Here is a 20396-nt window from a genome sequence, read left to right on the forward strand (position 1 = left end):
GATTTTTGATTTTTTTGAAAATTATGATAAAATAAAAGCTATGACAATGAGAAAATCTCATCCCTAGTCCAACTAGGAAAAAATATAGAAATTAGGTAGCTAGATGTCATCAAAGGTTATTGTTACAATTTTCGGTGCGAGTGGAGATTTAGCTAAACGCAAACTCTACCCTTCCCTTTTCAGACTCTATAAATCAGGCAATCTCTCTGAGCATTTTGCTGTTATCGGAACAGCTCGTAGACCTTGGAGTAAGGAATATTTTGAATCTGTAGTTGTCGAGTCCATCCTTGATTTGGCAGATAGTACCGAGCAAGCTCAAGAATTTGCTAGCCACTTCTACTATCAAAGCCATGATGTGAATGATACGGAACATTACATTGCTTTGCGTCAATTACAAGCTGAACTTAACGAAAAATACCAAGCTGAACACAATAAGCTCTTCTTCTTGTCTATGGCACCTCAGTTCTTTGGAACCATTGCCAAGCACCTCAAATCTGAAAACATTGTTGATGGCAAAGGTTTTGAGCGCTTGATCGTTGAGAAACCATTTGGTACAGACTACGAAACAGCCAGCAAACTCAATGAAGATCTCCTTGCGGCCTTTGATGAGGAGCAAATCTACCGAATCGACCATTACCTAGGTAAAGAGATGATTCAGAGTATCTTTGCTGTTCGTTTTGCCAATATGATCTTTGAGAATGTTTGGAATCGCGAACACATCGATAATGTTCAGATTACCTTTGCGGAACGTTTGGGTGTTGAAGAGCGTGGTGGCTACTATGATCAATCTGGTGCCCTTCGTGATATGGTTCAAAACCATACACTCCAACTCCTCTCTCTTCTAGCCATGGACAAACCAGCTAGCTTTACAAAGGATGAGATTCGTGCTGAAAAGATAAAGGTCTTTAAAAACCTCTATCATCCAACTGAGGAAGAATTGAAAGAACAGTTTATCCGTGGTCAGTACCGCTCTGGTAAAATCGATGGCATGAAATACATTTCCTATCGTAGCGAGCCAAATGTCGACCCAGAATCTACAACAGAAACCTTTGCATCTGGTGCCTTCTTTGTGGACAGCGATCGCTTCCGTGGTGTTCCTTTCTTCTTCCGTACAGGGAAACGTCTGACTGAAAAAGGGACTCATGTCAATATCGTCTTTAAGCAAATGGACTCTATCTTTGGAGAACCATTAGCACCAAATATCTTAACCATCTATATCCAACCAACTGAAGGATTCTCTCTCAGCCTCAATGGGAAGCAAGTCGGTGAAGAATTCAACCTGGCACCAAGTTCTCTGGATTACCGTACAGATGCTACTGCTACTGGAGCCTCACCAGACCCATACGAGAAATTAATCTACGATGTCTTGAATAACAACTCTACCAACTTTAGCCACTGGGATGAGGTAAGTGCTTCGTGGAAATTGATTGACCGTATCGAAAAGCTCTGGGCTGAAAACGGAGCTCCACTCTACGATTATAAAGCTGGAAGCATGGGGCCACAAGCTAGCTTTGACTTACTTGAAAAGTATGGAGCTAAATGGACCTGGCAACCAGATATCGCCTATCGTGAAGATGGCCGTTTAGAATAGCAAAAATATCCTGCAAGATGACTTGCAGGATATTTATTTTGTATTAAATCAAGCCTTCTAAGAGACCCTTCATAAAGTTTTCTGAGTTAAATTCCCCGATATCATCGATTTTTTCACCGAAACCAATCAATTTTACTGGGATATTGAGTTCTTCGCGGATAGCCAGAACAACACCACCTCGGGCAGTTCCGTCAATTTTTGTCAAAACAATTCCAGTCAATGGTGTTATCTTCGAAAATTCCTTAGCTTGTACCAAGGCGTTCTGTCCAGTTGAAGCATCGAGTGCCAGGAAAGTTTCATGAGGTGCTTCAGGAACGACACGTTTGATAATACGACCAATCTTTTCCAACTCGGCCATAAGGTTGTCCTTGTTTTGCAGACGGCCTGCTGTATCAATCATGAGAATATCAATCCCTTCAGCTACGGCACGTTCCATCCCATCAAAGACCACACTTGCTGGATCAGCCTTTTCTGGCCCTGTCACAACAGGAACATCCACACGACGACCCCATTCAGCTAGCTGGGCCACTGCACCCGCACGGAAGGTATCTGCCGCAACTAGCATGACTTTCTTGCCAGCTTGTTTGTAGCGATGAGCTAATTTCCCGATAGAAGTTGTTTTCCCAACACCATTGACTCCGACAAAGAGCATGACTGTTAAACCATCTTGGAAATGGATTTGTTCATCGTAGTTGCCATCCTTCTCATAGAGTTCAACCAATTTCTCGATAATGACACGACGAAGTGCGTCAGGTTTCTTAGCATTTTCAAGTTTGGCTTCATAGCGTAGTTCTTCTGTTAGGTTCGAAGCGACCTGCACACCGACGTCACTCATGATAAGCAGTTCTTCCAATTCCTCGAAGAATTCTTCATCGACAGAACGGAAGTTGGCAAAGAAGGCATTCAAACGAGCACCGAATCCCGAACGAGTTTTCTTGAGACTGCGGTCATATTTTTCCTGAACGGTTTCTTCAACTTGTGGATATTCTTCTTCTACTTCAAAAGCTGGCTCTTCGTCACTTTCTAGAGATTCTTGGCTCTCTTCTTCGAAAAATTCTTCAAACTCTTGATTTTGCTCTATCTCATCAACTTCTAGCTCAGGCTCTTCCTGAGCAGTTTCCTCAACTGCTTCTGGTTCAATAACTTCTTCTGTCGAGACTTGAGGAATTTCTTCTTGAGCAGGTGTTTCTTCCACTTTGTCTCTTGCTGTCTCTTCCTGAGAAGTTTCTCCGACTACCGTTTGGTTTTCTTCAACCTCTTCTGACAAATCAAGATTTTCCAGAGCTTCTTTTACAATATCTTCGATTTTCGGCTCTTCTTTTTTACCGAATAAACGGTCAAATAATCCCATATTCTAGTTCTCCTTTAGCACGTATTCTTCGATAGCCCAGGCAACGGCTTCCTCGTCGTTGGTCATGGGGGTAATAACATTGGCAACTTCCTTAACTGCTGGAACTGCATTTTGCATGGCAACTCCCAGACCTGCCCACTCAATCATAGAAAGGTCATTAGCCTCATCCCCACAAGCCATGACTTGACTTTGATCGATTCCTAAGTGTTTCATTAATTTCTCTAAACCTGTTGCCTTGTGGACGTTTTTCGGTGACCATTCCAATAAGAGTTCACGCGATTTGAAGATTTCATATTGATCAAATAAGTCTGGAGAAATCTCTTGAATCGCTGCATCCAAGGGTTCTTGGGGGAAAGCAGTCACACATTTATTATACGTCATCTGACTAGATAGATCTTCAAAAGCGACTGGCACGAAAGTCAGGGATGGATTAAACTTAGCATAGAGACTTTCTTGGTCCGACTGGATTTGATAGACTGTTCCTTCGGAAATGGCATCTAACGGCAACCCTAGTTTTTCAGTTTCCTCGTACAATCGTGCCACATCGTCGATTGAAAAGACTGTTTTATCGAGAATCTCTCCCGTATTTTTCTGAACAAGCCCCCCATTAAAGGTGATGGTGTACTCATCCTCCTGGCCGTCAGTCCCTAGCTCATGGAGAAAGAAATCCATAGCTTTCAGAGGACGTCCTGTTGTCAGTACGACCTTGATGCCACGATCACGCGCAGCTTTGAGGACCGCCTTGGTACGATCTGTAAGCTTTTTATCCGTTGTCAGCAAAGTACCGTCCAAATCCAGTGCAATCAATTTAATATCTGCCATTATAAGCCCTCCATATAAGCCATTACTGACTGGTCCTTATGGTGGCCAATCACTGCTTCTGCCAATTCTAAAATCTCTGGTCGCGCGTTTTCAGGAGCGATTGGGTGCCCAACAACCTGCATCATGTGAAGGTCATTGAGATTATCACCAAATGCCATGACCTGATCCATGGTTAGACCAAGTTTTTTTGCCAGCTCAACAATAGCCACACCCTTATCAACGTAGTCCAAGACAATATCAATGGATTCAAAACCAGTTGTCATGGCTTTCACACCCGGAACATTTTCGTTGACCCAGGCCTCACCAGCTTCTATCGTATCTTCTGTGAAGTTCGTAGTGAATTTAAAAATCTCATCCGTGATATCTTCCAAACTCGCTACTTTTTGAATATTCTCATTGTAGTGACGACTAATCATGAGATAAGTCTCATCGACTGTATCCAATACATAACAAGCTTTTTTCCCTGTCAGAAGCATTTTTCTTTCATCAAAATAGGGTGATTTCTTTAAAGCATCAAAAGTACTCAAGTAAAAGTCCCGAGACATCGTAGCCTCGTACATATTTTCCCCATGAAACTCAACATAGCTCCCATTTTCAGCTATAAAAATCACTTCGTCACGCACATCCGCAAATAGCTTTTTAAGGGATAAGATGCCACGACCCGAAGCCACTGCAAAATAAATTCCCTTTTCCTTGTAGGAAACAAGCAAGTTTTTGAGGCGTTCCATATCAAACCGACCCTCTCCGTCTAGAAAGGTTCCATCCATATCGGTTGCTACAAGTTTAATCATAAAATCCTTCATACTCCAATTGATAAATCTATCTTCTATTATACCATAGATAAGTTTAAAAAGGTCCAGTACAGTAGGATAGCACTACTTTTTCGGAGAAACTTCAAAGGGCATAAAAATTAGAATAGTAGAACTTTTTTCAGATAGTTTAAAAAGTTTGTATTCCGCTACTCTTTTCTCTATAATGGAGAGAAAGGAGATGACTATAACAGAAATGAAACATGAAATTGATGCAAACTTTGCAGGCCGACTCAATATCCTACGCGCAGGTGTTCTGGGTGCCAATGATGGGATTATTTCCATCGCTGGAGTCGTTATCGGTGTTGCTAGTGCGACAAGCAATATCTGGATTATCTTTTTATCAGGATTGGCTGCTATCCTCGCTGGTGCTTTTTCTATGGCAGGTGGCGAATATGTCTCTGTATCCACTCAGAAAGACACGGAAGAAGCCGCTGTTGCTAGAGAGCAATTACTCTTGGATAAAGACATGGAATCTGCAAAACAATCCCTCTATGCTGCTTATCTTCAAAATGGTGAGTGTGAAACGTCCGCCCAACTTTTGACCAACAAGGCCTTTTTAAAAAATCCACTCAAAGCCTTGGTTGAGGAAAAATACGGTATCGAGTACGAAGAATTTACCAATCCTTGGCATGCTGCGATCTCAAGCTTTATCGCCTTTGTACTGGGAAGTCTTCCTCCTATGCTTTCGATCACCATCTTTCCAAGTAACTATCGCATTCCTGCTACTGTTTTTATCGTGGCCCTTTCCCTTCTCGTCACTGGCTATACCAGTGCTAAACTAGGCAAGGCACCTACGAAAACAGCTATGATCCGTAACCTCTGTATCGGACTTCTGACCATGGGAGTGACTTACCTGTTTGGACAACTCTTCAGCATTTAAGATAAAAGAAATACCTCGATAAACATCGAGGTATCTTTTTTACATTTGCACAATCTTGCGATAGCTTCTTGAGGTAATCATAAAGATTAAGACATAGACAATGAGGAAGATAGCACAGATGGACAGAGTGACTGTCAACATCATGGTCGCATCTAGCACCCCAATGACTTTGAGGATGAGGCTAAGCATATGATAAGCGAAGGCAAGGTGTAGGAAGGCAAAGAGCAATGGGAGGAAGAAAACAGTTAGGACCTGTTTATTGATGGTTTGCTTGATTTGCTTTTGATCGAGACCGACTTTTTGCAAAATGATGAAACGTTCACGGTCTTCATAGCCTTCAGAGATTTGTTTGTAGTAAATAACCAGGACTGTTCCCACCATAAAGATGATAGAAAGGAAGATACCGATGAAGAAGACTCCACCAAAGAGAGCACTCATCTGCGCACTACTATCAGCCAGATTGCTTCCGTAAACATAGCTTCCTTCTTTGCTTAATTCTCTATTAAAATCACCAAGGAATTTTGAATAGTCGTTGGCAAGTTTGAGTTGCTCTTCCTCACTAGCTGTTACATTCATACCACCGTAGTATTGATTAAAGATGGAAGAATTAGGATGCTGGTCAAGAAAGACTTGTAGGTCAGGAACAACCAGATAGTTATAGTCCGAAGTTAGAATATTGTACTGATTTGGGACATGTTCAAGAATAAAATCTTTTTTGATTTCTTCTTTGATCGTGTAGGTCTGGTTATTTAGAGTCAGTTCTTTCTGTCCTTGAAGTTCTTTGTTTTTAGTAAACAATCCAACTTCCTTTCCTGAAAGTGCGAGTTTTTGCCCCGTCATATTCTCGTAGTCTTTTTGGTCAAAGACCATAAAAACAGTTTTCGGTTGAACACGGTTTTGACCTTTGTCAAAGATTGTTAATTTCGTACCTTCTTGATTTGCCACACCAAAGCTACTGTATGTAAGAACTTCTTTCTTTGTAACAGTCAATCCCTTATCACTAGCATACTGGTCTAGGAGTTTATTTATGTCTTCTTTTTCAATATTCTGTCCTGTAATTCCAAAATCATGTGGATTCATGACTTTCTTGAAAGTTTCAGAGCCTTTAAAGATACTCGTTGCAGCAGACATAGTCACTAAGACCATGGTTGAAAGAATAGCAATCGTCGCCAGACCAACCGCATTTTTCTTCATACGGAAAATAAGATTGGATACGGAAATCATGTTGTTAGGTTGGTAATAATAACGCTTGTTTTTCTTCAAGATTTGTAGGAAAACTGTGATCCCTGCATTGAAGAGAAGATAAGTTCCCAAAATTACCAACAAGACTGCTACGAAGAAAATCAGAACAGCAGAAAGTGGATTTTCAACTGTAACCGCTAGGTAGTAACCCGCTCCCAAACTAATCAGACCTAGAATGGTTTGAAGACCTAAGAAACGTCCTTTTTTCTCACCACTGGCTTTTTCACGAGAGAGCTGAAGGGCATTCATGCGTGCGATGCGAAAGGCATTGATAAAAATCAAACCTAGGAAGATAGCTCCAAAGACGATGAGAACTAGGATAAAGACAATTGGTTGAAAAGTCGAAACGAGCTCTACCTTCATATTCATTAACTTCAAAAGGAGGGCAAAGATTAGCTTATCAAAGAGAGCTCCTAGACCGAGACCAGCTGTCAAGGTTAAGGAACCAAAAATAAGAAGCTCCTTAAAAACCATACTGATCAAATGGCGCTTTTCAAGCCCCAGCATACCATATACACCCAACTCCTTGGAACGGTTCTTCATGACAAAACTATTGGCATAAAGGACAATAATTCCAGAAGCGATAGTAACAACCACCATACCGAGAGCAAGGGTCATAGAGATAGTTTCTCCCCCTCGAATCTTACCAATGTTAGGATTAAGTGACAGTGAGTAAAAGAGATAGGTGATGGTCACTGCTAAGAGAACAGCTAAGGCAAAGGGATAGTAGAGTTTGCGGTTTTTAATCAAGTTAGATACCGCTAACTTATTGGTTAATCGGAACATACTAATTCACCTCGCTTGCCATGACTGTCAAAGTATCAGAGATTTCTTGGAACATCTGACGCTCTGTCTTGTCTCCACGGTAGATTTGGTTGTAAAGAATGCCGTCTTTGATAAAGAGAACGCGCTTGGCCCTGCTGGCTGCTGCCGTTGAGTGGGTTACCATGAGAATGGTTTGACCGCGTTCATTGATTTCATCAAATACATCGAGTAAGGCTGCAGATGACTTGGAGTCAAGAGCTCCTGTTGGTTCGTCCGCAAGGAGAATTTCAGGTTCGGTGATAATAGCGCGTGCTACTGCTACCCGCTGCTTTTGACCACCTGAGATCTCGTAAGGGTACTTCTCTTGCAATTGGTTGATGCCCAAATTTTCAGCTGTCACTACCAATTTCTTCATCATCTCCGTGATAGGTTTTCGTGATAGAACTAACGGAAGTAAGATATTGTCCTTAACAGACAGGGTATCTAGCAAGTTAAAGTCTTGGAAGACAAATCCCAACTTCTCACGACGGAAACTCGAAGCCTGTGAATTTTTAATAGTGGCTGTGTCTGTTCCGTTTAAGTAAACCTGCCCGCGAGTCGGTTTATCCAGCATAGCTAGGATGTTGAGCAGGGTTGACTTTCCTGAACCAGATTCTCCCATGATAGCAACGTAGTCACCCTTTTCCACAGTAAAGTGAATGTCTTTGAGGGCTTCTACTTGGTTGCCTTGGAAACGTGTTTTATAGATTTTTTGAACGTGTTTTACATCTAAAAGTGTCATGATTTTCTCCTTCTTAATATCCCATCAATTGAAATTGTGCTTGCATCATAGCGCATCCTAGTTGAACACGCTCGATATCTTTTTGACTTGGTTTTCTTGTTTTCTTTTGTAAAATTCTTTTCATGGTTTTACTCCTTTGTTCTTTATGAGTCTAGTTTATCGCAAAAAAAGGTGGCCTGCCATAACCTAACCTTACAAAAGAGACTTTAATCTTACATTTTTGTAAGATTGAAGAAAATCAAGTAATTTTGCTATCAATATTTTACCATAAAAGAAAGGCAAGAAGAAAACCCTTGCGGATGCAAGGGTTAAGATTCGATATTCAGTCTGCATCAATCAGTAAGAAATTTAGCTACGATTTGATAATATATTCTTTCATTTAATTATACTTCTATGTTACCAGAACTGTTTTATTCAAAAAGAAAAATCGTCTTTTATCAACAAAGTTAAATCTTTTGAAGATACACTCTCACTTTTATCTATTCGAACAGCTTGATTCATTATTAAATCTTCATAAAGATTTCGAACGAAACGACCGTTAGAAAAATTGGTGAGATTACTTTCTAACTTTTCATTAAAATAATTTAATAATATTTTTTTCAACTTGTCCTCAATCTGGTAGTCGTCTTTTCTTGCTAAAGTTTCAAGAATATCTAACAATTCCATAGAAGAATAATTTTCAAAATTAATAAAATAATTAAAGCGAGATTTCAAACCAGGATTTGATTCAAAAAAATGATTCATTGGATCAGTATATCCTGCAACAATAACAATTAGATCATCTCTTGAATCCTCTAGAGCCTTTGTTAATTCTGTTAAACATTCTCGTCCATATGAATCAGTATTGTCATTTTCTGTAATACTATAAGCTTCATCTATGAATAAAACGCCACCTTTTGCTTTTTCGATAACATTTTTTACTTTCAAAGCGGTTTGACCTTGGTAACCAGCAATTAAATCCGTTCTAGAGACTTCAGTAAAATGCCCCTTTGAAAGAAGGCCTAACTGATAATACATTCGACCTACAATTCTAGCTACTGTCGTCTTCCCAGTACCAGGATTGCCCATAAATGCCATATGTAAAGTTCTCTTTGGTACTTTTAGCCCAGACTCTTTTCTTTTGGACTGAACCTTTTGATATATAACTAACCTCGAAACTTCCTCTTTAACTTTTTGTAAACCAACTAATTGATTTAATTCCTTCATCAATTCATCCAGAGAAGAGTTGTTACGTTTTCCTAACTCCTTCCCTAGTATTTCAAAAAGATAAGAGTAACCTAAATAACAAGCTAAGTTATCAGATAATTCTTTTAGCGTTTGACTTATCTTGCTTATTTTATTCTCTTTTTGAAATAAATATATAGATTTATATAAATCTGCTACTTTATTTGTGTCTGAATGATCAATTATAATCTCATTCACTTTTGTGAAAAAAGTCGACTCATTACCCAGTTGTCGATCCAATTTTTTGGCGCTCTCAATTAGCTTGTCACGAGATACAGTCATAATTTACCTCAAAAACATAAACACTAAAGTGATTATTAACATTCCAATAGATACTCCTGATACAATAAAGAGTGTAAGAAGACGATTTGAAATAAATTGAATTTGTTGTTTACTTTCATTCAATTCTTTTCTGAGTTCTTCAATTTCAGAAGTATGCGAGACAGGCTCCAAAGGAAGCACGCTTACTGTATCCTCTAAGCTTACAATTCTATCGTCTAATCTAGAAAGACGATTCTCATGTTCCTCAATGGCTTCTTTATGATTGTTTTCATTGAATTTTTCTTTAAATTGCTTAAGTGCTAAGAGTGTAGAAGTCTGTTTCTCAATCGTTTTATCAATACGTGCTTGCTCTTTTAAAATTTTCTTATTGTTAAGCTCGATTGCAGCTACATTACAAATAATTGCTTGAATATAACCTTTATCTAGACCCTCTAAAGCCTTATATACTTGACTAAACTGTTCAATAACTTCTTGCTGTTTTTCGTAAAATTTTGAAATATAATTTTGAGTTTGTTCAACTAAAGTATTAAACTCTTTACCAGTAACCGCATGTTCAGTAAGGTCAAAACCCAAGAAATTATCGTGAGTTCTAACTTTATCAAAATTTAACTCATCACGACTCTGTTCAGCAAATTCTTTCAGGTGCTCTTTAGCTTCGTTGAAGTCATATGCACTAATATTTATTTCAAAATTTTCTTGTTCTTGCTCTATTACTTCTTGTTCCATATTTATCTCCCTAATCTAATAATTCTTGTAATAAACTATCAATCTCATCAAAGTCACTTTTATCGTCTCTTGTAGATTCTTCAAAAATATCTGATAGCTTTTCTTTCATCATGGTCGCAGCCATATCATGTCTTTCCTTAATAGTATTAACAATAGAATCTTTTTCGACTTGTAGTTTTGTGCTCTTTACATCTAATAATTGATCTTGAATTACTAACATTTCATTATTTTGATCAATTTTTTTAGAACTGAGTTCAGAAATCTGTTTATTGACAATTTGCTGATCAATCATTTTTAATACAAAAGCGCCAATAATTCCAGATAAGGTCGCTCCCATAAATGTTCCTATAATACTGCCGATTGTTCCTAAAAGTGGTATAGAAATAGCCAAAACTGGAAAACTAGCTGTTAGGGATGCTCCTAATGCTTCCCCAACTACAATTGCACCAGTAGCCGATAAACCAGTAACAACAATTTTACCGATCTCTAGCATCATTATCTGAACACTTTTTTCTTTGTTATCTGGATTGTTTAGATAATCAATCGCTTCTTTTAATGACTTCCAACCTTGGTGAATAAATGTCCAGGCTTTAAGAAAAGTGTTAATTACAGGTCCAACTATCGCAGAAGCTATCATCGTAACCACTGATTTCCCAACGTTTAATAAGTGGTTTGATAAGTTGTTTACAAATGAAATGATGGCCTCTTTTATCTTTTCAATAAAAGTTGATAAGTTTCTCTCTGTCTCTTTAAGCCAAGAGATAAATTTTGAAATTAACTCTCGCAAAAATTCTGATAGTAACTGTAAAAGAGCTGCTTTCAAAGCTTTTCCTGAAACTTTTAAAGCCTCGTCACGTCGTGATTTTTTACCAGATTTTATAGCTCGCTTCTCAGCTTCATCTCTTACTCTATCGTATTCCTCGCGTGCCTCTTTATCTTTCTCTCTTAACTGTTTCTCTTCTTTTGAACTAATATTATGGACTTCTTTAGCATATTGCCCTTTAGAATTTGGATTATCTAATAATTCAGTTGTAGATTGATCACCCTTCGCTTGATTAATTTCACTCCTTATTTCGTTAAGATTAGCTTTGCTATTTGCGAAAGCATATTGTTGTTCTTTATCCATAAAGGCATTGGCTTTTGGATCACGTATAATCTCTCCAGCAGAGACTGTGTGATCCATTTGAGTACCTTTTTCTTTTGAACCTCTTGGTCTATTTTCATCTAAAAATTTTCTCGCATCTTTTTTTATGGTATTCACCATTTTACCTGATCGAGTTGAGTGTGTTTTAATATTTCCTAATTCATCTCTTTCAAACTTTTTTTGCCATTCTGTATATCTGTCCTCATATATACTTCTATCCGAGTTATGAGTAATAAATTTTCCTTTTTCAAAATTTTCAGCAGTTTGGATATGTGCTTCTTTTCGTAAATCTAGGGTTTGGCCTTTGTTCTCTTTAATAAACTCTTCACCAATTTGGGCAGCAAGTTGAAGTTGTACTTGCTCCCAAACTATATTTTCAATAGATTCTTGAAGGTATTCATTATTTTGTAATTTCTCTCTGTCTATATCAAGTTGATCTATATGTTCAACAACATCCTTAAGGTTATTTTCTAAAGAACTTTCTAATTCAAGTAATTGTTCATAGTCAAAGTCAATTTCAGAACTTTGTAATTCAAACGTTTTATTTTCGTTAGCCATATTAATCTCTCTAAATTATTGTATTCACTGATTTATTATACCATTTCAAGATTTGATTTGACAAGTTTAAAAAAACCTCGTCCAATCGGACGAAGTTCCTGCTTCTATTATTATCACCAAAACCAGCCATCATTGTCATCAATGGCTTCGGCTTCCTTGCGTTTGCGTGGTCCTGTTCCATACATTTCTGCTTCGATTTCTTCCTTAGTTGGCAGGATAGAGGCTAGGATGATGTAAATAATCACGCCAATCCCAAAATTTGATATGGTAAAAATGGCAAAGAGAAAGCGGACTAGAGTTACATCAAAATTCCACTTGTCTGATAGACCAGCTAAAACTCCCGACACCATACTATTTCGTTTCATTTTATAAAATTTTGTATTCATGATTGTTTCCTCTTTCGGTATTCTTACAAGTAGTATAGCATGAAACAGGTTCACAAACATCAGTCCTTAGGCCGATTTAAGATGAAGAGTTTGCCACGGCAGACGCCACAGCGGTAGCGTTTGGTATCGATTCTTCTCTTACGCTGATAAGTTTGCTGGCAAGATTGGCACTGATAGACTAGGTAGGCGCTTTGAGTTTGTGTTTTCAAGGGTGGTACATAGCGCAGTCCATCCACTTCTTTCAAAAGTTCCTTAAAATCTCGGTCCTTATGACGATAACCCTTTTTCTGAAAATAAAGGTGATAGTGACAGAGTTCATGGCGCACGATTTTGCGAAAGACTTCCAAACCTAGTTCCTGATAAACCTTGGGATTAAAGTCCAAATTCCCATCCTTAGGGAAAAATCGTCCACCTGTCGTTCGCAGACGAGAATTCCACTGGGCTTGGTGGGTAAAAGGTCTACCAAAGTCTTCGAGTGAAACAGACTGAACATACTCAGTTAGATTCATCTGGAGCAAGGAGCGACAGATTGACTTTTTCACGTTCGGTATCGATTTTCTTAACCCAAACCGTTACCAAATCTCCGACTGACACCACTTGGCTGGGATGTTTGATAAATTTACGACTCATATGGGAAATATGAATCAAACCGTCCTCATGAATTCCGATATCAACGAAAGCACCGAAGTCGACGACATTCCGCACCACACCTTCCAGTTTCTGGCCGACTTTTACATCCTTGATATCCAAGACATCTTGACGAAGCACAGGTGCATCAAATGAGTCACGGAAATCTCGACCTGGTTTGAGAAGGTCAGCAATGATATCTTTAAGGGTTTCTGGACCAAGTTCTAGTTCTTGCGCCATTTCCTTGATAGAAAGAGACTTAAGCTTATTTTGTGCTTCTTCATTCAAGTCCTTGATATCCAAGCGTTTGAAGAGTTCCTTAACCGCAGCATAGTTTTCTGGGTGAACTCCAGTATTATCTAGGATATTGCTACTTTCAGGAATACGGAGGAAACCAGCAGCCTGCTCAAAGGCTTTGGCACCCAGACGAGGAACCTTCTTAATCTGATCGCGTGAAGTGATTTTTCCTTCTTCCTCACGGTATTTGACGATATTTTCAGAAATGGTTTTATTGAGTCCAGCTACGTGGGAAAGAAGTGCTGGGCTGGCTGTATTGACATTGACACCGACTTGGTTCACCACGGTATCCACGACAAAGTCCAGACTTTCAGACAGTTTCTTCTGACTGACATCGTGCTGGTATTGCCCGACACCGATTGACTTGGGATCGATTTTGACCAATTCAGCAAGCGGATCTTGCAAACGACGAGCGATCGAGATAGCCGATCGTTTTTCAACGGTTAATTCTGGAAATTCCTGACGAGCAAGTTCACTGGCAGAGTAGACCGAAGCGCCACTTTCATTGACGATGACATAGCTGACTTCTGGAAAATCTTTCAGAACTTCCGCTACAAAGGCTTCACTTTCACGGCTAGCCGTTCCGTTTCCGATAGCAATGATTTCCACACCGTATTGACCAATCAGGTCGGCTAAGTCTTTCTTGGCTTCTTCGATTTGACGAGCTGAGGCTGGTTTAACAGGATAAATGACCTGGGTCGTCAGCATTTTCCCTGTTGCATCAACAACAGCAAGCTTGGCACCTGTACGAAAGGCAGGGTCAAATCCTAAAACCACGCGCCCTTTCAGCGGAGCAACCAAGAGGAGATTGCGAAGGTTGTCAGAAAAGAGTTGGATAGCTCCTTCTTCTGCTTTCTCAGTCAATTCTGTCCGAATGCGCCGTTCGATAGCAGGCAAGACCTTTTTCTTAACTGACTGTTGAACAACTTCATCAATATAGGCATTTTTCACCTTGAAACGAGCAGCAAAGAAAGCTAGGATACGATCCGTCGCATGTTCAAAGCCAACTTTCAAAATACCTAATTTTTCCCCACGATTGAGGGCCAAGGTACGATAACCCTGCATGTTGCAAACTGTCTCTGAAAAATCATAATAAATCTGGAAAACTTGCTTTTCATCAAGATTTTCATCCTTGACTTGTGAAGTGATTTTAGAGTGTCTCAACACTTCCTGATAGGTCAGTGAACGCAAAGTCACATCTTCGGATAGGGCTTCTACCAAGATATCAACCGCACCTGCCAAGGCTTCTTGACCAGTCGCAAATCCTTCACAGACAAACTTCTCAGCTTCTTTCTCTAAGCCATCTACATTTTGCAAAATCAAGCGGGCGAGAGGAAAGAGTCCAGCTTCACGGGCAATGGTTGCCTTGGTCCGACGTTTTTCCTTATAAGGAAGATAGAGTTCTTCTACGTCTGCTAATTTCTCAGCTGCCAAAATAGCGGCTTCCAATTCCTTGGTCAGCTTGCCTTGTTCTTGAATCTTAGCCAAGACAGCTTCCTTACGGTCGTTGAGATTTGTCAGACTTTTATCCAAGTCGATAATGGCCTTAATCGCCACCTCATCCAAACTACCAGTCATGTCCTTTCGATAACGCGCGATAAAGGGAATCGTCGCCCCTTCAGCCGTTAAACTTAGAACAGTATCGATTTGCTTTAAGGTTACACCCAAATCCTGGGAGATTTTTTCATATTTTTTATCCATAAACCTATTATACCATAAGGGACAAGGCTTGTTTCACCTTACCTGTTTTTACCTCTTTGATTATCAAAATAATCCCTTTTCCAGAAAATAATAGTATAATAGAGGTAGTATGTAGAAAAGAGGTGGGCCCATGGCTGTTAAATTTACAAAAACGGATGATTTGGACAAGATGTTTGAAGAATTCGCCAAACTTCCTGACTTAACACAGGTCACTTTCCCAGATGACAAAGACAAAAAAGAAAAAGTTGAGAAGAAAAAATAGATGACTATTTTCCAATCTCTTCCTCCTAGCGTATTACAAGCGGGGGCTATTTTTCTCTCCATCATGATTGAAGCCCTTCCTTTTGTCTTGATTGGGAGTCTCATTTCGGGATTGATTGAGGTCTATATCACTCCTGATAAAGTTTATGAGTTTCTTCCTCGCAATCGTTGGGGGAGGATCTTTTTTGGTACCTTCATTGGCTTTCTCTTTCCATCCTGTGAGTGTGGAATCGTTCCAATTATCAATCGTTTTTTGGAAAAGAAAGTGCCCAGCTACACGGCCGTTCCTTTTATGGTGACTGCTCCAATTATCAATCCTATCGTTCTTTTCGCTACATATTCTGCCTTTGGCAATTCAATAAAACTTGCCTTCTTGCGAGCGCTGGGAGCTATTATGATTGCTTTGGTTCTTGGGATTTTCCTAGGATTTTTCTGGAAGGAACCCATTCAAAAAGAGAATCCTATCGCTTGCCATGAACATGACTTTTCACACTTGGGTCCCGCTAGAAAAGTATTTCAGGTCTTCATACAAGCTATTGATGAGTTTTTCGATATGGGGCGTTACTTGGTCTTTGGCTGTCTCTTTGCGGCTATCGTGCAGGTCTATGTCCCGACTCGGATCTTGACCTCTATCAGCGCTAGTCCATTCCTTGCGATTCTCTTGCTCATGTTTCTTGCCTTTCTCCTCTCTCTTTGTAGCGAGGCGGACGCCTTTATCGGTGCTTCTCTCCTCTCGAGCTTTGGCCTAGCACCAGTCCTTGCTTTTCTAGTCATTGGCCCCATGCTTGATATCAAAAATCTCCTCATGATGAAACACTATCTCAAGACCAACTTCATCTGGCAATTCATGGGCATCGTGGCTCTGCTTGTCTTGCTTTATTCTTACATGATAGGGGTGATGCTATGATTCGATTTTTCATTCTACTGGGCTATTTTTCTCTGACCCTTTACCTCAAGCTATCTGGAAAGCTCAGTCACTACATCAACCTCCACTATTCCTATCTAGTCTATATCTCCATGATCCTTTCCCTTCTGTTGGCTCTGGTCCAATTCTACATCTGGATTAAGAAAATCAACTCTCACAGCCATATGGAAAGTCGTCGAGCTAGACAAATCAGCATCCTGTTACTGTCACTACCTCTCTTGATTGGAGTTGCCTTTCCGACAGTAAGTTTGGACTCGAGAACCGTATCTGCCAAAGGCTATCATTTCCCACTTGCTGAGGGAAACAACACAGCCATTCAGGCAAGCGAAGGAACATCCAGTCAATACCTCAAACCCGATACCAGTACCTATTTTTCCAAGTCTGCTTATGAAAAGGAAATGAGGACTACAGCTGACAAATACATCTCCCAGCCAGCCATTCAAGTCACTGATGAAAACTATATGGAGTTCATGGAAGTTCTCTATGACTACCCTCAAGAGTTTGAAGGAAAGAAAATCGAGTTTACAGGCTTTGTTTATAACGATCCTAGCCATCCAGATAGCCAGTTCCTCTTCCGCTTTGGGATTATCCACTGTATCGCAGACTCTGGTGTATATGGACTCTTGACCAAGGGGAACTCACGCCAGTATCCTGACAATACCTGGATTACCGCCAGAGGAACCCTGACTCTCCACTACCATAAAGAACTCAAACAAAAACTCCCAACACTGGAGGTTGAGAGTTTCACAAAAGTAGACAAACCAGAAAATCCTTATGTCTATCGCGTGTTTTAAAAAGCAAACTAAATCTATAAAAAACAAAATGAACAAGTTCTCTTCTGAATGACAGAAAAAGAGCCTGTTCGTTTTTTGTTATCTGAGTATTAATGATTTTTAGATTTAAATCTTATAACATTTTAAGTAATACAAGTAGCTCATTGAGAATAAGAGAGCCACTCATTAATCAGACTAGCGATTTCTCTGGGTGCTTCAGTATAAAGCTCATGGCCAAAGTTTTCTAGAAAAATAGTATCAAAATAGTCTGGCAATTCTTTCAGGGGTTCCTCTCTCCATGTAGCTTCATTAGGATAGCGAGGACTGATAAACAAAGTATCTCCCACTTCTCTCTTAAAAGCTTGGATTTTTCTTCGTAGGCGGAGAATCACTTCTATATTTTCATAATTTATAGCTAACTCATATCTATTATACTCCGCATTCCAGTGATAAGACTGTCTTACAGCTTCCTCCATATTTTCTGACCAATACTTTGCTTCAGATTTCTCTTTAGAAATAAGAAGAGCTAAGTCTGAAACGACTTGAGATTCGATATAGTTTTTAGCTTCCTCTAACTCTGTATCTAAAGGTAAAATCTTATCTAAATCTAGATAGCCACCATCCAAAAGAATCAGTTTTTTCACTTCTTGAAATTCCGATGCAAGATAACGCGCCAAATCTCCTCCAAGAGAATGACCTATCAGACATATAGATTCTTCCTCTACAATCTCATTTTTAAACCATGATTTCAATTCTGTTTCATCTCGAAGATGCTTTTCATATGGATTTAAAAAATAAACCTTCGAATCTAGTTCTTGAAGAAAATCCTTGCTATGATAGACATTGCTTCCCAGACCGCCAATAAAATATTTTTTCATTCTCTACTTAATACTATGCTTATTCATCTTTTGTTCAAAGATAGTTGTGATAATCTGACGCAATTCTTCGCGTTCTTTTTCTGGAATTTCACCACTTGTTTGAGCTGCAGCGTAAAGTTCAGGATGTTCAATTGAAATACGTTTAATCGTACATGTCGTCTCTTTGACATCGAACATACATTAGCTAGAGGGCTAGCCGGACTACAGTTACGAATTGAACAAATTATTCTGGCTCATAATTTACACTATTTTGAAATGAACTAGCACCATGGATAGATATCATATTTATCACCTATTTTTTATAAAACTTAAGAGGCAACTCTCTCCCTATTCGCACATTGAAATTACTCATTATTTTCTAAAATATAAGTATTCCAATAGTCTTCAATATCTTTATTAAGCTTCGGAGTTTTTCCTTGACTTAATTCCACTTTGTCAGGAAATTCAATGTTATTAAATAATGGTACTTCCTCAGCAGCTTTCATTTTTCGTCCAATATTAATATGCTCAATTAACTTATTCAGTGTATTTATCAACTGATTATAAAAATCTCCTTTAGACAAATCAGAATTTTGAGTAAGGTTTAATAGAAATTCACCTTTTTGATTAAGATAATCAGGAATCAGACCAAATTCATCAAAATTGATTAGATAATCTTCTGAACCTCGCGTTGCCCAAGCAGCACCTCCTTCAAACATACAATAATCTGAGTCTTTAAAATCCTTCGTAACATAAAAGAATAATAATGTATTTTTATTGACAATATTTTCTTTAGAAATTTCACCTAAGTTTTGCTTAATATCAATTTGAGGTGCATCCTCTTTACTTGTATAGAAAATCTCGTCTGAAGTAACACCAATCTTTTTTAATAAATAATAGAAAAAGTCTAATACATTCTTATTTCTTCGTGAATGGGAAAAGAAAATAGTATACTCGTTTTTAAAATTTTCTCCTTTGAGTTGTTGTACAACCCTATTTTTTATATTAAGATTTAGCTGATCCATTTCATCGGTACTAAAATTTTGAGACTTAAAATCATCAAATATTTTATCAATATTTTTAGAAGTCGATTCTTTTGCAATTTTTTCAGATTCTGTTTGTAAAGATTGAATCTCATTATTCATTTTATTTCTAACTTCTATTCTTGTACGAATTAAACTTGATAATTCTTGTTTCATTTTTTCTGCTAAATCCACTACTCGAGGATCATTTTCATCCATACTTTGTCTACTAGTCGTTGCAATATCTTTAAAGTTGTTGTCATCAAGAATGTCATAACCGATTTCACCTTCAATATAGTTTACAAAAGCTTGCGTATTATTAATTACTGGCAAAAAATTAGAGATAGCTAATTTATTTCTAACATAAATTCTAAGACTCAAAGGATTATATAACTTATTCTTCTTGAAATTAGCATCATTTAACTCCGTTGCTTCAGACGAATTTATAGTAGAGTGTATACCAATCCATCCAGTTATCTTACCAACCTTTGTTTTTTCTTGACCATCTTTCCTATATGTAAATTCTGTCCCTGTAGCTTCTTTATAAACGACTTGAATATTATCCGAAAATTTTTTATCAAAGCCTTTTAAATTTAACTGATATTTCTTATTTGAATATTTTTCTGATAACTCATCGTATGTTTCTTTATCAAAGCAAGTAATCCGTACCATGTTTTTAAATGGGATAGTTTTAATTACTTCAGTGTATTCTTTTTTTAAATCATTATCACTTTTTACAACTTTTAAAAATATCTTTTGTGAGTTTAGATTAGAAACAGTAAAATAATCAGATAGTGTAGAATTTAGCGTTTCTATAGATGCATCTCCGTATCCTGTTAAATTTACCTCTTCCATTCTTATCATAGTTCCGGACTCATAACGTAAAAATTCACGATTATTGAAAGCATCAAAAGAAGAACTTGACATTTGAGGATTTTGAGTATCATTTTCTAATTCTGAATTTGGGAATTCCATTTCATATACTAATAAGTCAGTACCTTTTTGTTTTGTAGCAACATAATAGTGATTGCTTAGGTACAAAGCTGCAAGCTTACCTATTCCCTTTCTCCCCATAACATTTTCTGAATTTTTCTGATTTAAGCGCCTGTTTCTTCCAATTTTTATATAATTTTCTTTTAAATTATCATAAGACATCCCTTCACCGTTATCATAAACTTCAATCACAGAGTTATTTTTTTTTCTCATATCTATAGCTATGTAAACTTCTGTAGAACCTGCATCTAAACTATTTGCAACTAGCTCAGAAAGTGCAGCCCATGCATTAGAATAAAGATTTTTCCCCAATAAACCTAATGCCATGTATGAAAAACTAAACTGTAAATCATCACTTTTTTTATTATGCACCATA

At 38.3% G+C, this 20396-nt stretch carries 19 protein-coding genes and 1 pseudogene; 6 read left to right on the top strand and 14 right to left on the bottom strand.

Going from position 1 to position 20396, the window contains the following annotated elements:
- Nucleotides 1-103: 103 nt before the first annotated feature.
- Nucleotides 104-1591 (top strand): glucose-6-phosphate dehydrogenase, encoded by a 1488-nt coding sequence (gene zwf / locus B7721_RS07535; RefSeq protein WP_084878362.1) that lies wholly within the window; start codon nt 104-106, stop codon nt 1589-1591.
- A gap of 43 nt (nt 1592-1634) precedes the next feature.
- Here zwf and ftsY read toward each other — a convergent pair whose 3' ends face one another.
- Genes ftsY through B7721_RS07550 form a run of 3 tightly spaced genes read right to left on the bottom strand, consistent with a single transcriptional unit; the run spans nt 1635 to nt 4555 of the window.
- The gene (gene ftsY / locus B7721_RS07540; RefSeq protein ID WP_084878364.1) at nt 1635-2942 is read right to left on the bottom strand and encodes a signal recognition particle-docking protein FtsY; all 1308 of its coding nucleotides are present in this window, start codon (nt 2940-2942) and stop codon (nt 1635-1637) included.
- A 3-nt stretch (nt 2943-2945) separates the two neighbouring features.
- Nucleotides 2946-3764, bottom strand: a complete 819-nt coding sequence (locus B7721_RS07545) for a Cof-type HAD-IIB family hydrolase (protein WP_084878366.1) — start codon at nt 3762-3764, stop codon at nt 2946-2948.
- The gene (locus tag B7721_RS07550; RefSeq protein ID WP_084878367.1) at nt 3764-4555 is read right to left on the bottom strand and encodes a Cof-type HAD-IIB family hydrolase; all 792 of its coding nucleotides are present in this window, start codon (nt 4553-4555) and stop codon (nt 3764-3766) included. Before B7721_RS07550 ends, B7721_RS07545 begins: the two co-directional genes overlap by 1 nt.
- Nucleotides 4556-4760: 205 nt before the next feature.
- On the opposite strand from B7721_RS07550, the gene B7721_RS07555 reads away from it, so the two are divergent.
- On the top strand, nt 4761-5456 hold the full coding sequence (locus B7721_RS07555) for a VIT1/CCC1 transporter family protein (RefSeq protein ID WP_084878879.1): 696 nt from the start codon (nt 4761-4763) through the stop codon (nt 5454-5456).
- Between the two features lie 39 nt (nt 5457-5495).
- Here the strand turns inward: B7721_RS07555 and B7721_RS07560 are convergent, their stop codons facing one another.
- The 8 genes from B7721_RS07560 to B7721_RS07595 all read right to left on the bottom strand — a co-directional run bounded on the left by B7721_RS07560 (nt 5496) and on the right by B7721_RS07595 (nt 15189).
- Entirely contained in the window at nt 5496-7484 is a 1989-nt protein-coding gene (locus tag B7721_RS07560; protein ID WP_084878369.1) for an FtsX-like permease family protein, read from the bottom strand.
- Nucleotide 7485: 1 nt separating this feature from the next.
- Entirely contained in the window at nt 7486-8244 is a 759-nt protein-coding gene (locus tag B7721_RS07565; protein WP_000173369.1) for an ABC transporter ATP-binding protein, read from the bottom strand.
- A 414-nt stretch (nt 8245-8658) separates the two neighbouring features.
- A complete protein-coding gene (locus B7721_RS07570; protein WP_084878370.1) occupies nt 8659-9750 on the bottom strand; it encodes an AAA family ATPase in 1092 nt (363 codons plus the stop codon).
- A gap of 3 nt (nt 9751-9753) precedes the next feature.
- Nucleotides 9754-10476, bottom strand: coding sequence for a hypothetical protein (locus B7721_RS07575; protein ID WP_084878372.1), 723 nt, complete (start codon nt 10474-10476; stop codon nt 9754-9756).
- Nucleotides 10477-10486: 10 nt separating this feature from the next.
- On the bottom strand, nt 10487-12178 hold the full coding sequence (locus tag B7721_RS07580) for an AI-2E family transporter (RefSeq protein WP_084878373.1): 1692 nt from the start codon (nt 12176-12178) through the stop codon (nt 10487-10489).
- 113 nt (nt 12179-12291) lie between these two features.
- Nucleotides 12292-12564, bottom strand: coding sequence for a PspC domain-containing protein (locus B7721_RS07585; RefSeq protein WP_084878375.1), 273 nt, complete (start codon nt 12562-12564; stop codon nt 12292-12294).
- A gap of 59 nt (nt 12565-12623) precedes the next feature.
- A complete protein-coding gene (locus B7721_RS07590) occupies nt 12624-13073 on the bottom strand; it encodes a SprT family protein (RefSeq protein WP_084878377.1) in 450 nt (149 codons plus the stop codon).
- Nucleotides 13060-15189: a Tex family protein gene (locus tag B7721_RS07595; RefSeq protein ID WP_084878378.1), complete on the bottom strand. Its 2130-nt coding sequence runs from the start codon at nt 15187-15189 to the stop codon at nt 13060-13062. The genes B7721_RS07590 and B7721_RS07595 overlap by 14 nt, the downstream gene beginning before the upstream one ends.
- Before the next feature lie 130 nt (nt 15190-15319).
- Between B7721_RS07595 and B7721_RS10380 the strand changes: the two genes are divergently transcribed.
- Genes B7721_RS10380 through B7721_RS07610 form a run of 3 tightly spaced genes read left to right on the top strand, consistent with a single transcriptional unit; the run spans nt 15320 to nt 17169 of the window.
- Nucleotides 15320-15451, top strand: coding sequence for an SPJ_0845 family protein (locus B7721_RS10380; RefSeq protein WP_000268696.1), 132 nt, complete (start codon nt 15320-15322; stop codon nt 15449-15451).
- The gene (locus tag B7721_RS07605; protein ID WP_049490683.1) at nt 15452-16357 is read left to right on the top strand and encodes a permease; all 906 of its coding nucleotides are present in this window, start codon (nt 15452-15454) and stop codon (nt 16355-16357) included.
- Nucleotides 16354-17169: a TIGR03943 family putative permease subunit gene (locus B7721_RS07610; RefSeq protein ID WP_049490687.1), complete on the top strand. Its 816-nt coding sequence runs from the start codon at nt 16354-16356 to the stop codon at nt 17167-17169. Before B7721_RS07605 ends, B7721_RS07610 begins: the two co-directional genes overlap by 4 nt.
- Before the next feature lie 140 nt (nt 17170-17309).
- Here the strand turns inward: B7721_RS07610 and B7721_RS07615 are convergent, their stop codons facing one another.
- Together B7721_RS07615 and B7721_RS10110 are read right to left on the bottom strand one after the other, a co-directional pair.
- Nucleotides 17310-18026, bottom strand: coding sequence for an alpha/beta hydrolase (locus tag B7721_RS07615; RefSeq protein ID WP_042902200.1), 717 nt, complete (start codon nt 18024-18026; stop codon nt 17310-17312).
- Between the two features lie 3 nt (nt 18027-18029).
- Nucleotides 18030-18203 carry a hypothetical protein gene (locus tag B7721_RS10110; RefSeq protein WP_158085836.1) on the bottom strand — a complete coding sequence of 58 codons (174 nt, stop codon included), beginning with the start codon at nt 18201-18203 and terminating at the stop codon, nt 18030-18032.
- Between B7721_RS10110 and B7721_RS10060 the strand changes: the two are divergent.
- Nucleotides 18168-18290 (top strand): annotated as a pseudogene (locus tag B7721_RS10060) (IS982 family transposase); the annotation flags it as partial. The gene B7721_RS10110 and the pseudogene B7721_RS10060 overlap by 36 nt on opposite strands.
- 80 nt (nt 18291-18370) lie before the next feature.
- On the opposite strand, the gene B7721_RS07620 reads toward B7721_RS10060, so the two are convergent.
- Nucleotides 18371-20395 (bottom strand): ATP-binding protein, encoded by a 2025-nt coding sequence (locus tag B7721_RS07620; protein ID WP_084878380.1) that lies wholly within the window; start codon nt 20393-20395, stop codon nt 18371-18373.
- Nucleotide 20396: the final 1 nt, after the last annotated feature.

Origin of the sequence: Streptococcus oralis subsp. oralis, from assembly GCF_002096445.1 — a bacterium.
Taxonomy (GTDB): Bacteria; Bacillota; Bacilli; order Lactobacillales; family Streptococcaceae; genus Streptococcus; species Streptococcus oralis_N.

What these genes read in the sequence shown, in the direction of transcription:
- zwf (WP_084878362.1), top strand. Translation starts at nt 104, where the DNA reads ATGTCATCAAAGGTTATTGTTACAATTTTCGGTGCGAGTGGAGATTTA.
- ftsY (WP_084878364.1), bottom strand. Translation starts at nt 2,942, where the DNA reads ATGGGATTATTTGACCGTTTATTCGGTAAAAAAGAAGAGCCGAAAATC.
- B7721_RS07545 (WP_084878366.1), bottom strand. Translation starts at nt 3,764, where the DNA reads ATGGCAGATATTAAATTGATTGCACTGGATTTGGACGGTACTTTGCTG.
- B7721_RS07550 (WP_084878367.1), bottom strand. Translation starts at nt 4,555, where the DNA reads ATGATTAAACTTGTAGCAACCGATATGGATGGAACCTTTCTAGACGGA.
- B7721_RS07560 (WP_084878369.1), bottom strand. Translation starts at nt 7,484, where the DNA reads ATGTTCCGATTAACCAATAAGTTAGCGGTATCTAACTTGATTAAAAAC.
- B7721_RS07565 (WP_000173369.1), bottom strand. Translation starts at nt 8,244, where the DNA reads ATGACACTTTTAGATGTAAAACACGTTCAAAAAATCTATAAAACACGT.
- B7721_RS07570 (WP_084878370.1), bottom strand. Translation starts at nt 9,750, where the DNA reads ATGACTGTATCTCGTGACAAGCTAATTGAGAGCGCCAAAAAATTGGAT.
- B7721_RS07575 (WP_084878372.1), bottom strand. Translation starts at nt 10,476, where the DNA reads ATGGAACAAGAAGTAATAGAGCAAGAACAAGAAAATTTTGAAATAAAT.
- B7721_RS07580 (WP_084878373.1), bottom strand. Translation starts at nt 12,178, where the DNA reads ATGGCTAACGAAAATAAAACGTTTGAATTACAAAGTTCTGAAATTGAC.
- B7721_RS07585 (WP_084878375.1), bottom strand. Translation starts at nt 12,564, where the DNA reads ATGAATACAAAATTTTATAAAATGAAACGAAATAGTATGGTGTCGGGA.
- B7721_RS07590 (WP_084878377.1), bottom strand. Translation starts at nt 13,073, where the DNA reads ATGAATCTAACTGAGTATGTTCAGTCTGTTTCACTCGAAGACTTTGGT.
- B7721_RS07595 (WP_084878378.1), bottom strand. Translation starts at nt 15,189, where the DNA reads ATGGATAAAAAATATGAAAAAATCTCCCAGGATTTGGGTGTAACCTTA.
- B7721_RS10380 (WP_000268696.1), top strand. Translation starts at nt 15,320, where the DNA reads ATGGCTGTTAAATTTACAAAAACGGATGATTTGGACAAGATGTTTGAA.
- B7721_RS07605 (WP_049490683.1), top strand. Translation starts at nt 15,452, where the DNA reads ATGACTATTTTCCAATCTCTTCCTCCTAGCGTATTACAAGCGGGGGCT.
- B7721_RS07610 (WP_049490687.1), top strand. Translation starts at nt 16,354, where the DNA reads ATGATTCGATTTTTCATTCTACTGGGCTATTTTTCTCTGACCCTTTAC.
- B7721_RS07615 (WP_042902200.1), bottom strand. Translation starts at nt 18,026, where the DNA reads ATGAAAAAATATTTTATTGGCGGTCTGGGAAGCAATGTCTATCATAGC.
- B7721_RS10110 (WP_158085836.1), bottom strand. Translation starts at nt 18,203, where the DNA reads ATGTTCGATGTCAAAGAGACGACATGTACGATTAAACGTATTTCAATT.
- B7721_RS07620 (WP_084878380.1), bottom strand. Translation starts at nt 20,395, where the DNA reads ATGGTGCATAATAAAAAAAGTGATGATTTACAGTTTAGTTTTTCATAC.